This is a genomic window from Lysinibacillus xylanilyticus, assembly GCF_001183605.1.
GTDB classification, from domain to species: Bacteria; Bacillota; Bacilli; order Bacillales_A; family Planococcaceae; genus Lysinibacillus; species Lysinibacillus xylanilyticus.
The window spans coordinates 80768-93751 of the sequence record NZ_LFXJ01000005.1 but is presented as its reverse complement, the minus strand read 5'-3'; the positions used below and the strand labels follow the sequence as shown (position 1 = coordinate 93751).

The window sequence follows — 12984 nt, the reverse complement described above, 5'->3', positions numbered from 1 at the left end:
CCTTTCAAAATCCGTGACATCCGCCGGAGGCTTTATCTTCATTCAGTAGGTATTTGGGTCCCCACTAAAAAGGAACCACATCCACATTCATCTCACCACATTAACAGGTTAAGATGAATGAAGATAAAGTTGTAAGTGCTCTGTAATTGGCCCAAGTGCTAATGCCGGTAAAAATGTAAGAGCACCAATCATTAAAACGATAGCAACAAGTAAAAATGTAAAAATAGTATTATCTGTTTTTAATGTTCCCACCGAATCACTGTGAAACATTTTTTTCGCTAGTAGAGACGCAATAGCTAGTTGAATAATAATCGTTAAATAACGCCCAAAGAACATTGCAAGCCCTGTCGTGACATTCCAAAATGTTGAATTGTCAGCTAATCCTTCAAAACCTGAGCCATTATTTGCAGAGGCAGATGCAAATTCATATAGAACTTGAGATAAACCATGTGCCCCTGGATTCGTTATGGCTGCAACTCCTGACGGTGTTAGTACTGCAAGCGCTGAAAATAGCAAAATAATAGCAGGATGAATTAGAATGCAGAGTGCAATTAACTTCATTTCCTTTTCCTCAATTTTCTTACCTAAAAACTGTGGTGTTCGACCAATCATCAAACAGGCGATAAAAATTGTTAATAACACATACATCATCATGTTCATCAGGCCGACTCCCTTGCCTCCAAACACAACATTTAACATCATATTAAACATCGGTACAAGACCACCAAGCGGCGTTAATGTATCATGCATATTGTTGACAGACCCAGTTGTAAAGGCAGTTGTCACTGTCGTAAATAACGCTGATTGTTCCACCCCAAAGCGCATCTCTTTTCCTTCCATACTTCCTAGCTCCTGAGTAATTCCGAGCTCACTAATGATCGGATTACCTGCTCTCTCCGCTACATACACAGTCACCAATCCAACTAGGAACAGCGCACTCATTGCCACAAAAATGGCTAGCCCTTGCTTTCCAAATATAGTTTTCTTTTTTCTATATACAACCATTAAACTAAATGCAACTACACAAGCACCTGGTAATAGCATCATAGATAGCATTTCCACAATATTAGAAATGACCGTTGGATTTTCAAAAGGTGTTGTTGAATTCGCCCCATTAAAGCCACCACCATTTGTTCCTATATGTTTGATAGATTCAAGAGAAGCTACAGGTCCAAGTGCAATATCTTGTAATTTACCTTCTATTGTTTGTACAGTTTTATTCGCACTCAAGGTTTGTGGTGAACCTTGAGATACTAAAATAATGGCAACAACAATAGATATAGGCATTAACACACGTGTGATAACACGAACAAAATCCACAAAGAAATTACCAATAGTGTCGGTTTTCGCAACAAGTCGACGACAGAACGCCATACAAGCGGCATAACCAGTAGCTGCAGATGTAAACATCATAAAGATAATGATTAGCATTTGTGATAAATAACTTAGTCCTGATTCGCCACTATAGTGCTGAAGATTTGTATTCGTCATAAATGAAATTATGGTATTAAATGAAAGTGTTGCTTCCATATTGTCAATATCATTTGGGTTTAAAAACAACATAGCTTGAATTCGTAAAAGAACGTATCCAATAAACACCATAAAGGCGTTCGACAAAATTAACGAAAGCACATACTGTTTACCCGTCATATCTACTTGCTTAATGCCACATAACCTATAAATTATGGCATCAAATCTATCCATTATTGGATCAAGCCATGTTTTTTGTTGCATTGTCACCCGAAATAGATAATGACCAGTTAAAATTACGATTGGTAAAGAAATAATTAATACAATGGCGATTTGCCACATACCGCAATACCTCCTACAAGCCTATTAATAGTTTTCAGGATAAAGTAATGCATGCCCTAGATAACCGAAAAGGAACATGAGTACAATCCCCATAACAATCCACATTTTTATTCCCCCTTACTTTTCTTCGACAAGCTTGAAACACCAAGCTGTCAACGCATAAAGACATGCAAAGCTTATGATGAGTAAGCCAATCATATAAAAGTCCATCAATCGAAACACCCTTTCTCTAATTGGATGTTCTCATCATACTGACTTTCAAATTAAAGTAGTGTTAGGAAATCGCTTTTCCTATTAAGAAACTATAAAGAGGGAAAATCTTAATACTTTCTTAATGGAAGATAGCGCTATAATACAAATGAGGTGAAAGAGGATGGAAAATACACGTCCAACTCCAGAGACGTTTTTAGCGAGGCTTCAGCAGGAAGAACCATTTATAGGGAAGCTAAAGATCTTTCTTGGTTATGCTGCTGGAGTAGGAAAAACTTATGCAATGCTAGATGCAGCACATCAAGCACAAAAACTTGGTAAAGATGTGGTAGTGGGCTATGTAGAACCACATCCTCGACCAGATACGTTAGCTTTACTAGAGGGACTTGAGCAAATCCCTACAAAAAAAATAATTTATAAAGGGAAACCTTTTCAGGAATTAGATATTGATGAAGTACTAAAGCGCAAACCGGAAATTGTCATTATTGATGAATTGGCACATACCAATGTTCCGACAATGCGTCACAAGAAACGTTTTGGAGATGTAGAGGAATTACTTGCAAAAGGTATTCATGTCTATACAACCGTAAATATTCAACATATTGAAAGCCTACACGATATAGTAGAAGAAATAACCGGGATAAAAGTACGGGAGCGTATTCCAGATTATTTAATTGATCAAGCCGCACAAATAAAAATTGTCGATATTGAACCAGATGAGTTAATCCAGCGCCTACAAGAAGGCAAAATTTATGTAAAACAACAAGCTGAAAAAGCGTTAGAATCTTTTTTTCGCAAACAAAATTTAGTGTCACTTCGAGAGATTGCATTACGGAGAGCTGCAGATACGATTAATTATAAGCAGGTAAACAGCGACGAATCTATTAAGCATCATGTACAAATCGAAGAGCATTTACTTGTTGGTATTAGTAGCTCTCCTACGAATGCTAAGGTTATTCGAACTACCGCACGATTAGCACAGGCATTACATGGGAAATTTACAGCTCTTTACGTTCAAAACGTACAGGAACATGCTAGAAATAATGCAAATTCTGAACGACTTCAGCAGCATATAAAACTTGTTGAACAGCTTGGCGGTCATGTCGTAATTGTTCAGGAAGATGATGTAGCTGCTGCCCTTGCCAACTATGCACAAATTAGTGGTGTCACTAAATTAGTCCTTGGTAGAACTAGCATGAGAAAAAAATGGTGGCGACCAAACACAAAAATTAGTGATCGACTCAACGAATTTGTGCCGAATTTAGCCATACACATAGTCCCAGATCAAGAAAATGAACAATTCTACTTCCCTACTGTAAAAAATAAACTGTCGTTTGAATGGCTTGACTTATTAAAAATGGCTATAGTGTTTGGCATAGTATCAGTTGTTGGGCTATATTTTTACACAATTGGTGTCAGTGACTCGAACATCATCACTATCTACATTTTAGGTGTCTTAATTCTTGCCATTTGGTCATCAGGATGGATGATGAGCATTATTAGCTCCATCATAGCAGTACTGCTTTTTAATTATTTTTTTACAGAACCACGATTTTCATTTAACGCCTATCATCGCGACTATCCGATGACCTTTGTGATCATGTTCCTTTCCGGATTGATTACTAGTAGCTTAACGAAAAAAATAAAGGAGCAAACTATTGCAGCTGTTCGTAAATCTTATCGAATGGAGGTTCTCCTTGATACAAATCGTAGGCTACAACATGCTAAGTCAATAGAAGAAATTATTACTGAAGGCATGTCACAAATCGTTAAATTAGTAGAAAAACCAGTACAATTTTTTGAGATAGAAAATAATTTAATTGTGAACTCTATTTTTTTCCGTGCCGAGAGCATATCTACTATTGAAAATAATAAGATAGCTTCCTTTTTTGAGAATCCGAATGAGCATGGTGTAGTAAGCTGGGTTATCAGTAATAAGCATGGAGCAGGTGTGTCCACTGATATATTTCCTGAAGTGAATGCCTACTATTTACCGGTTATTTCAAATGGGAATGTTAAAGGCGTTATCGGTATTGCCCTATCAAAGCAATCACCATTACCTGCATTTGAGCGTAATATTTTGCATGCCATTATTAATGATTTTTCATTCGCACTTGATAAATGGTATTTACAAAAACTCAATGCAGAAGTAGCTAGAGAAGCTGAAATGGAACAAATGCGAGCAAACCTTTTGCGCGCAGTTTCTCATGATTTAAGAACACCGCTAACTGCTATTTCTGGTAATGCAGATATATTACTATCCAGTGCATCTCAAATACGAGAGGATGAAAAAAGCAGAATATACGAGGATATTTATAAAAATTCAAAATGGCTTGTGCAAATGGTTGAAAACTTACTTGCTGTGTCTAAGTTAGAAGATGGACAATTTGCAATGGAGATGCAATTGGAACTTGTAGAAGATATTATTCAAGAGGCACTAACGCATGTCGTTCGTCTAAACAATACACATGAAATATCCTATCATATTGAACCAGAATTTTTATTTGCTGAAATGGATGCGCGACTGATTATTCAAGTTCTAATTAATATTATTGATAATGCATTGACCTATACACCATCAGGTAGTGCTATTACTATAACGGTCAAAGAATCTGAATGTTTCGTGCACTTTACCATTTCTGATGATGGCCCCGGTATAGATGATGCTATAAAAACCAGCCTTTTTGAGCCATTTACTACCGGAAAAGTACAGCGTAGCGATAGTCGAAGAGGTTTAGGATTAGGCTTAGCTCTATGTCAAACTATTTTAAAATTACATGGTAGTGAAATAACAGTTTCAGATAATAAACCAAAAGGAACGGTTTTTAATTTCGCACTAAAAAAAGGAACCTTATCATCAAAAGTTGGGGATGACATTTGTTAAAAGGTATGCCATCTATATGAGTTGGTTGAAGCTAAGACTGGGCTACTCCCGGTCTTAGCGGAAATCAACCCTTCACGCTGGTGATGAACCAAAAAGGAGTAATGAAATTTGATGAGTAAACGAATTCTAGTAGTAGAAGACGATATAGCCATTGGCAATTTAATTAAAATGACATTAGCAACTCAACAGTATGAATACGACATTGCAAAAGATGGTAATAGCGCTCTACAAAAAGCTCTTGCCATGAATCCAGACGTTATTATTTTGGATTTAGGACTACCAGATATAGACGGTGTAGAGCTTATATCGAAAATTAGAAGCTGGACTCAAACCCCTATTATCGTAGTTAGTGCACGCGGCGAAGAGCACGATAAAATCAATGCTTTAGATGCCGGTGCAGACGATTATGTTACAAAGCCTTTCAGTGTTGAAGAGCTATTAGCCCGAATTCGAGTAGCTTTAAGAAGAATGTCGTTTGAGCATCAGCAAGGAAATGAGCCTTCTGTCTTTGTAAATGGTCATTTACAAATAAACTATGCGGCAAATACAGTGTTTGTAAATGAAAAAGAAGTACATTTGACGCCTATTGAATATAAGCTCTTGGTTATTTTATCAAAGCATGTTGGCAAAGTTTTAACGCATAATTTTATTTTAAAGGAAGTTTGGCACAACGCACTTCAATCGGATGTTCCAAGTCTAAGGGTTTTTATGGCTACTCTTCGAAAGAAAGTAGAGAACAATCCAGCTAACCCGAAGTTAATCCAGACACATGTCCGTGTTGGATACAGGATGCTTCGTTGTCACGATGAAGAATAAGGTTTGATCTCACTTTAACTTTGCTATCCCAATATTACTTTCAACAGTAAACTTATTATTGATACACTAGATAAAAAATGATAAGATTTTTTTGATAATGATTATCACTCACAAGAAAGTAGGTAGATCTTATGAACCTTCACGCGGTTCAATTGGGAGAAAAAGTTAAAGTAAAAGATCTACAGCAAATTGACTCTCTTTTATGTAAACGATTAAATGCTTTTGGAATAAAAGAAGGCTGTCAAGTTTGCATGGTCCAAAAAGGATGGTTTTCTGGAGCTTGCATATTAGAATGTCAAGGTCAGAAAATCGGGCTTAGAAAAAAAGATTTAATGGATATAAAGGTCGAACAAGTATGAGTAGATTAGCTTTAATAGGAAACCCAAATATCGGTAAAACATCATTGTTCAATACGTTGACAAATTCATATGAATACGTTGGCAATTGGAGTGGTGTAACCGTTGAAAAAAAAGTAGGACAAGTAAAAAAACTACAAAAAGAAATAATTGATTTACCTGGTGTCTATACGCTTAACCCTATTTCAAAAGATGAAAGTGTTGTTACTTCATTTTTACTTGAAGATCAGGTAGATGGAATTTTAAATATTATCGATGCCTCTAACTTCGAACGAAATATGCAATTAACAGTAGATATACTTGAACTTAGAAAGCCTGTTTTCATCTGTTTAAATATGATTGACGTAGCGAAAAAGAAAGGCATTTCGATTGATGTCGAAAAATTGCAGAGTTCTTTAGGAGTACCTGTTATTCCAATAAGCGCTCGTACTGGTAAAGGTGTCGAAGGTATTTATGCTGCTATTCAAGCCTCCGATCGTACTCAACAACGTTTTGCATTAACCTATGATGACTTAATTGAAGAAGGCATCTCAAAAATTGAAGCATTGTTACAGCATGTTCCTGAAGAACAAAGAAGATGGTGCACAATTCAATTTTTAATGGAAAATGAAGCCGTTGACGCTTATTTGAAAGAAAAGGAATACTATGAAAAGCTAGCTGCAATGCGAGATGCTTTAGAAAAGAAAATTGGTGAACCATTAAATAAAGCTATTACTAAAAAACGTGATTTATATATTTCTAACATTTACAGCGAAGTAATTATACAAGAGAAAAGTGAAACACAATGGTCAGAGAAAGTTGATAAAATTCTAACACATCCAATTTTAGGTGTTCCGATTTTCTTAGCACTAATGTTTTTAATGTTTCAAGCAACATTTGCATGGATCGGTACCCCACTTTCTGATTTCCTAGATGGCATTGTAGGTGGCCCTCTTACAGATACTGTTACTCAGGGCTTAGAAGCTATTGGTGCAGCTCCTTTTATTGTTCATTTAATATGTGACGGGATCATTGCAGGTGTTGGCGGTGTTTTAGTTTTCATTCCGCAAATCTTTGTACTATTTTTCTTTATTTCTCTATTAGAAGATTCAGGGTATATGGCGAGAATCGCTGTTGTGATGGATCGCCTTATGGAATTTTTCGGTTTAAACGGCAAAGCCTTTATTCCGATGATTGTAAGTTTCGGATGTAATGTTCCAGGTGTAATGGCTGCAAGAACAATTGAACAGCCAAGAGAACGTCTATTAACAATTCTTGTTGCGCCGTTTATGAGTTGCTCTGCAAGGTTACCTGTATATGCTTTGTTCGGTGCAGCATTCTTTTCTGCACATCAATCGTTAGTAGTATTCTCCCTATATGTAATGGGTATAGTGATAGCGCTTATTGTAACAAAAATATTATCAATGACAATTTTAAAAAATGAAACCTCTGTATTTTTTGTTGAGTTACCAGCCTATCATGTACCACAACTTAAAACACTTTGGCGTTCTACTTGGGAAAAAGGGAAAGGATTTTTCCGCAAAGCTGGTACTATCATCTTTGCTGGCTCCGTTATTATTTGGCTTCTTTCTTATTTAGGACCACATGGCGCTAACGTCAATATGGATGACAGCTTTTTAGCAATTATTGGGGGCGCTTTTGGTGTGTTGTTTATCCCACTTGGCTTTGGAACATGGCAAGCCGGTGCATCTCTTATTGCTGGATTCCTGGCAAAAGAAGTAATTGTTTCGACAATGGCGATTATTTATGGCGTAAGTGAAGGTGTCTTATCCTCAACGATGACAACACATTTTACTGCTTTAAGCGCGTATACATTCTTGGCCTTTGTTTTACTTTATATGCCTTGTTTAGCCACAGTTGGCGCAATAAAAAGGGAAACACAATCTGTGAAATGGACTTTATTTGCAACAATATATCCATTTGTTGTAGCCTATATTATTGCACTTATGATTTATGGTATCGGGAACTTATTCATGTGAGGTGTAGAGAATGACTTTATTGATTAATATCTTAATTGGTAGCATTATATTTGGCTATGCTGGCATTACCTTATATAAGAGCATTAAGAAACAGAAGAAGGGTAAATGCGCATCATGCTCATTACAGAAAAGTTGTTCCTCTAACGTTTGTGTCCCCCCTTCTAAACTGAAAGATATTTCCCACAAATAAATTTGTAGAAAATATAGCGAGGTAATCTAAATGGAAAATTCCATTGGAGACTACCTCGCTTTTTTGTGTGCTTTTAGACATGAAGCGCTGTGTTCTAAAGCTAAAGTATATCAATTATCCCTCGGCATAATTGCCACTGTCGCTTCGCTTTCGCGCAGAAAACATTTGTAGCTGTCGCTTTGCTTTCGCTACAGAAAACATTTGCCGCTGTCGCTTTGCTTTCGCTACACTTTCGAGCAGATAAACAAAAATAATTGCTGAAAGAAGTTAAAGAAATAAACCTTACAGGATATAGACAGATACATTTACAATCGCCCTAGTTATTTATTGCGCGTTCGAACGCTAACTTACCCATCTGCATATCATATTTATAATCAGGTATGTCATCAATGTTAATTCACTATCGAAAGGAGATCGTTATGGTATTTAGACCACAGTTCCCGATGTATCCTGGTGGCATGAGAATGCCCATGCAAATGCCGATGCAAATGCCAATGCAAATGCCGATGCAAATGCCAACACCTCCACAGATGTCACCGCAGTCCTTTTTCCAGCCCGGAGGCTTCCCAAATCAACCACGAATTCCCGGTGGCTTTCCTATGGCCAGTGGAATAGGAGCATTTGGAGGACAAATGCCATCAATGCAGGAACCTTCAAAAATCGGTTCATTTTTGCAGCAGGCGAATAGCTTATTTAACTCAGCGAAAACATATACTCCTTACATTCAGCAAGCAATGCCAATGGTAAAAAATATTCCGTCACTTTTAAAATTGTATAAAGGATTTCAAGGTCTTCCTGCTGCAGGAGCTGCCGCAGGGGCTGCAGCAGTAGCAGCTGAAGCAGCGGCTAGCGAAGGAGCAAGTTCTGCTAAAAGTAGAAAATCGTCTCGGCAAAGTGGATCATTTACTCCTGCTGACCCACTTCCATCTAAGCCGCGTATTTTCCAGCCGCCTATGTAAGATGAAGGTTTCTTTGTGTTCGCCGTCCCTGTCCGTTATAATGTAGATAGGTAAGCTTGAAAGGAGTCACAACCATGCAAGTATTAAAAATTAATCCACGTGGCTATTGCTACGGTGTTGTTGATGCGATGGTCATCGCTCGAAACGCCGCACTCGATAAAACATTACCAAGACCTATCTACATTTTAGGTATGATTGTGCATAATAAACATGTCACGGATGCCTTTGAAGCAGATGGCATCATCACATTAGATGGCGACAATCGTTTAGAAATTATTGAACAAGTTGAAACTGGCACTGTTATATTCACAGCGCATGGTGTTTCACCTGAAATTCGTGAAATTGCGAAGCGAAAAGGCTTAGTATCCATTGATGCTACATGTCCTGACGTAACAGTTACTCACGATTTAATTCGTGAAAAATCAGCGAGTGGCTATGATATTATATATATCGGTAAAAAAGGCCACCCCGAGCCAGAGGGAGCAATTGGGGTTGCACCTGATCATGTGCATTTAGTGCAATCATCCTCTGATATTGATGCATTAAATTTAACGAATGATAAATTACTAGTAACGAATCAAACGACGATGAGTCAATGGGATGTCGCTCATTTAATGGATAGTTTAAAAGAGAAATTCCCACGAATTGAAGTGCATAAGGAGATTTGTTTGGCAACCCAGGTACGTCAAGAGGCAGTTGCTAAGCAAGCTGGGGAAACAGATTTACTTATTGTTGTTGGTGACCCAAAATCCAATAACTCGAATCGTTTAACGCAGGTGTCCGTTGAAATTGCAGGGACACCATCTTATCGAATTGCAGACGTTTCTGAGATAAAAATCGAATGGTTAAAAGGAATTAATTCCGTCGCTGTTACAGCAGGTGCTTCTACGCCAACACCAATTGTCAAAGAGGTTATTTCATTCCTTGAGCAATTCGATGAAATTGATGAATCAACACATAACATTAAGCGTACAGTTACATTAGATAAAATTTTACCTAAAATTAAAACGCCAAAGCCTGTAGACAAAATTATGCCTTACTAAGAACAAATGCGCTGGAGAGCCCGAAGCAAAAGTAAACGCTCCACCACTTTTGCCCGAGGGATCGAAGCGACCTCGAGGATGTAGCGCTTTAGCCTAGACGATAACTATGACTTTGGTTATCCACAACTTAAAAATCTAAAGTAGTAAAAAATCCTGATTGTCTATTTTGACGATCAGGATTTCCTTTTATTTACTGAAATAATAATTAACCGGACGACCAATGCCACCATAATGTACATCCATCGTAATTTCCTCTTGCTTCTCTAAATAATCTAAGTATCTTCTTGCTGTTACGCGCGCAATACCTACACCACTGGCTACTTCTTCTGCCGATGCTCCTTCTACAGATTGTAAATAGTGCACAACTTTCTCCAGTGTTGCGCGATTAAAACCTTTAGGTAAACTTTTTTCTGACCGTATGACATTGGATTGCTGAACCTCATTATGTCCATCATGATAATGGAATAACTGATCAAGCTCTCCTTGTGTTAATCCACGCTCCGTTTGCATTTGCTTTTTGAAGCGCAAATAATTTTCAAGCGTTCCTTGCACTCGTTCAAATGAAAAAGGTTTCATAATATAATCAAAGACGCCCAGATGCAGGACTTGTTTTACAGTTTTCATATCATTTGCAGCGGTTACCGTAATTACATCTACAGGTAACTTGAGTTCACGAATTTTTCGTAAGCTTGTCACTCCATCCTGCTCTGGCATGAAAATATCCATAAATACTAATTCTGGTTTAAGTTTTTGAATTTGAGCAATCCCTTCAACTCCATTTGAGGCTTGTCCAATTACTTCAAATCCAGCTATCTTTTCAATAAATTGGCGATTAACCTCTCGCACCATTGGATCGTCTTCTATTAATAAAACCTTTGTTTGTGTCACTGTTAGTCCTCCATACACTCTGTTCTATCTCTATATGTGCAAATATTTACTTAAGAAAGCTATCTAAGAGAGCGCCACGCTGTTCCCATAGAATATTTCGCATCTATTCATATTACATTACTCATAGGGTTGATCTCCATTACAACCAAGCGCTTTCTTAAGGACGTCAAATGAATCCTAAGGAGTCGTTCAGTCTATACTCCAATCAAAAAACAAATATTATCATCAGATGATGAGCCTATTAAGTATAGTAAAAAGTTATTAAAAAGCTTGTTCCTTTATTCGGTTCACTTATGACTTCGATTTCTCCCTGTCCTTTTTGTACAATTTCTTTTATTAAAAAAAGTCCAATGCCACGACCTTTATTCTCTTTTGTTGAATATCCATTATCAAAAATATGAGCCTTTACTTCATTTGTCATGCCTATACCATTATCCGTTACTAAAATTGCTAGTACATCCTCATCCTCGTCAACAGAAACATGGATAATTTTCTCTTCCATTTGTACATCCCTTAATGCATCAAAAGCATTTTCTATTAAGTTACCGAATAAAATAACGAAATCATGATGATCTAAATTGTTAGGAAAGGTTGTCAAACGGCTTTCCCTGTCAATTTCTAGTAGAATTCCCTGTTCTTTTGCATAGGAGATTTTACTAAGCAATAGCCCGGAAATATTTTCATTTTTAATTCGTTCATTTAGAAAATTTGTAATTTCATCATGTTCTTCTTTTACTTGCGTTAAGTAAGAAAGTGCTTGGTCATGATGTCCAAGCTGTAAAAGACCAGCAATTGTGTGCAATTTATTTTTATGTTCATGGGTTTGTACGCGTAATGCTTGTACAAATGCCTTAACACCTGTTAACTCCTCTGCAAGCTTTTTAACTTCTGTACGATCCTTAAACATCGCCACAGCTCCAACCGTTTTTCCATTAACTTGTATAGGAATACGATTACTCATAATACTGTGATCATTAATATAGAGCTCACGATTAAAAATGGGGTGATCTAGCTCCAAAATTTCCGGTAATCGTGTATCCGGTAATACAGTAAAAATTTTCTTCCCTATTAATGTTGAAGGTTGCTCGTGAACACCTAATATGTCACATGCTTTTTCATTAAATATTGTGATTGTCAAGTCATTATCAATGGCAATAATCCCTTCATGCATCGCGTTAAAGGTTTCAGTTCGTTCTACATACATTTTAGCAATTTCATGGGGCTCTAGCCCAAACATTTGCTTTTTCATATGAAGCCCTAATGTATGAGCCCCCCATGCACTAAAGAAAAGAGATAATAAAATAGTAATCATTAATTCTGTTTGAATAGATTGTAGTAACTCTGCTACAGTTAAAACACTATAGCCTACTACTACAACTCCTATTTGTCTACCTTCTTTACTCATAATCGGGACGAATGCTCTTACCATATCTCCATGTTCACCATGTGCGATGGATGTATAATAATGCTCAGAAAACGCTGCGTTTAGATCACCTGACTGCGAGAATTGTCCGATCTCCTCTGTATTTGGATGTGAGTACTTGCGCCTTTGCATATCAAGTACAACAATATACTGCGCCCCATTTATATCACGTATTTCCTCCACTACAGGATTAATGTGTTTCGTAGCCTCGTTAAAATTATTGTTTGCAATGTAAGTTTTTAGTTCAGGAAGCTGTGATACAGTTTTAGCTACAAGTAAAGCTTGGTTTCCAAGCTTATCTTTTTGTTCATTCATGACAAACCCTAGCAAAAATGTACCACCTATACTAAAGGAGAGCATGAGAATAAAAAAAGTCAGAGACATAATTTTTCTCTTCATCGATAATTTTTGAAATTTCAAGATG

The 12984-nt window shown here is 37.1% G+C and carries 10 protein-coding genes; 7 read left to right on the top strand and 3 right to left on the bottom strand.

Annotation, left to right across the window (positions count from 1 at the left end; all coding sequences use genetic code 11):
- Positions 1 to 108 precede the first annotated feature (108 nt).
- On the bottom strand, positions 109 to 1812 hold the full coding sequence (gene kdpA / locus ACZ11_RS03530) for a potassium-transporting ATPase subunit KdpA (protein ID WP_049663840.1): 1704 nt from the start codon (positions 1810 to 1812) through the stop codon (positions 109 to 111).
- A gap of 373 nt (positions 1813 to 2185) precedes the next feature.
- On the opposite strand from kdpA, the gene ACZ11_RS03525 reads away from it, so the two are divergent.
- The 7 genes from ACZ11_RS03525 to ACZ11_RS03500 all read left to right on the top strand — a co-directional run bounded on the left by ACZ11_RS03525 (position 2186) and on the right by ACZ11_RS03500 (position 10249).
- On the top strand, positions 2186 to 4906 hold the full coding sequence (locus ACZ11_RS03525; protein WP_049663839.1) for a sensor histidine kinase: 2721 nt from the start codon (positions 2186 to 2188) through the stop codon (positions 4904 to 4906).
- Positions 4907 to 5017: 111 nt separating this feature from the next.
- Positions 5018 to 5722: a response regulator transcription factor gene (locus tag ACZ11_RS03520; RefSeq protein WP_049663837.1), complete on the top strand. Its 705-nt coding sequence runs from the start codon at positions 5018 to 5020 to the stop codon at positions 5720 to 5722.
- 131 nt (positions 5723 to 5853) lie between these two features.
- Entirely contained in the window at positions 5854 to 6081 is a 228-nt protein-coding gene (locus ACZ11_RS03515; protein WP_049663835.1) for a FeoA family protein, read from the top strand.
- Positions 6078 to 8057, top strand: coding sequence for a ferrous iron transport protein B (gene feoB / locus ACZ11_RS03510; protein WP_049663833.1), 1980 nt, complete (start codon positions 6078 to 6080; stop codon positions 8055 to 8057). The genes ACZ11_RS03515 and feoB overlap by 4 nt, the downstream gene beginning before the upstream one ends.
- A gap of 10 nt (positions 8058 to 8067) precedes the next feature.
- Entirely contained in the window at positions 8068 to 8247 is a 180-nt protein-coding gene (locus ACZ11_RS24860; protein WP_082172654.1) for a FeoB-associated Cys-rich membrane protein, read from the top strand.
- Positions 8248 to 8666: 419 nt separating this feature from the next.
- Positions 8667 to 9206 carry a VrrA/YqfQ family protein gene (gene vrrA, locus ACZ11_RS03505; RefSeq protein WP_049663831.1) on the top strand — a complete coding sequence of 180 codons (540 nt, stop codon included), beginning with the start codon at positions 8667 to 8669 and terminating at the stop codon, positions 9204 to 9206.
- A 74-nt stretch (positions 9207 to 9280) separates the two neighbouring features.
- Positions 9281 to 10249 carry a 4-hydroxy-3-methylbut-2-enyl diphosphate reductase gene (locus ACZ11_RS03500; protein ID WP_049663829.1) on the top strand — a complete coding sequence of 323 codons (969 nt, stop codon included), beginning with the start codon at positions 9281 to 9283 and terminating at the stop codon, positions 10247 to 10249.
- A gap of 186 nt (positions 10250 to 10435) precedes the next feature.
- On the opposite strand, the gene ACZ11_RS03495 is transcribed toward ACZ11_RS03500, so the two are convergent.
- Both ACZ11_RS03495 and ACZ11_RS03490 read right to left on the bottom strand, forming a co-directional pair.
- Positions 10436 to 11137: a response regulator gene (locus ACZ11_RS03495; RefSeq protein WP_049663826.1), complete on the bottom strand. Its 702-nt coding sequence runs from the start codon at positions 11135 to 11137 to the stop codon at positions 10436 to 10438.
- A gap of 241 nt (positions 11138 to 11378) precedes the next feature.
- Positions 11379 to 12959 (bottom strand): ATP-binding protein, encoded by a 1581-nt coding sequence (locus ACZ11_RS03490; RefSeq protein ID WP_049667020.1) that lies wholly within the window; start codon positions 12957 to 12959, stop codon positions 11379 to 11381.
- Between the last annotated feature and the right edge of the window lie 25 nt (positions 12960 to 12984).

Excerpts from the sequence above, each read along its gene's own strand:
- vrrA (WP_049663831.1), top strand. The coding sequence starts at position 8,667 with ATGGTATTTAGACCACAGTTCCCGATGTATCCTGGTGGCATGAGAATG.
- ACZ11_RS03525 (WP_049663839.1), top strand. The coding sequence starts at position 2,186 with ATGGAAAATACACGTCCAACTCCAGAGACGTTTTTAGCGAGGCTTCAG.
- feoB (WP_049663833.1), top strand. The coding sequence starts at position 6,078 with ATGAGTAGATTAGCTTTAATAGGAAACCCAAATATCGGTAAAACATCA.
- ACZ11_RS03515 (WP_049663835.1), top strand. The coding sequence starts at position 5,854 with ATGAACCTTCACGCGGTTCAATTGGGAGAAAAAGTTAAAGTAAAAGAT.
- ACZ11_RS03520 (WP_049663837.1), top strand. The coding sequence starts at position 5,018 with ATGAGTAAACGAATTCTAGTAGTAGAAGACGATATAGCCATTGGCAAT.
- ACZ11_RS03490 (WP_049667020.1), bottom strand. The coding sequence starts at position 12,959 with ATGAAGAGAAAAATTATGTCTCTGACTTTTTTTATTCTCATGCTCTCC.
- ACZ11_RS24860 (WP_082172654.1), top strand. The coding sequence starts at position 8,068 with ATGACTTTATTGATTAATATCTTAATTGGTAGCATTATATTTGGCTAT.
- kdpA (WP_049663840.1), bottom strand. The coding sequence starts at position 1,812 with ATGTGGCAAATCGCCATTGTATTAATTATTTCTTTACCAATCGTAATT.
- ACZ11_RS03500 (WP_049663829.1), top strand. The coding sequence starts at position 9,281 with ATGCAAGTATTAAAAATTAATCCACGTGGCTATTGCTACGGTGTTGTT.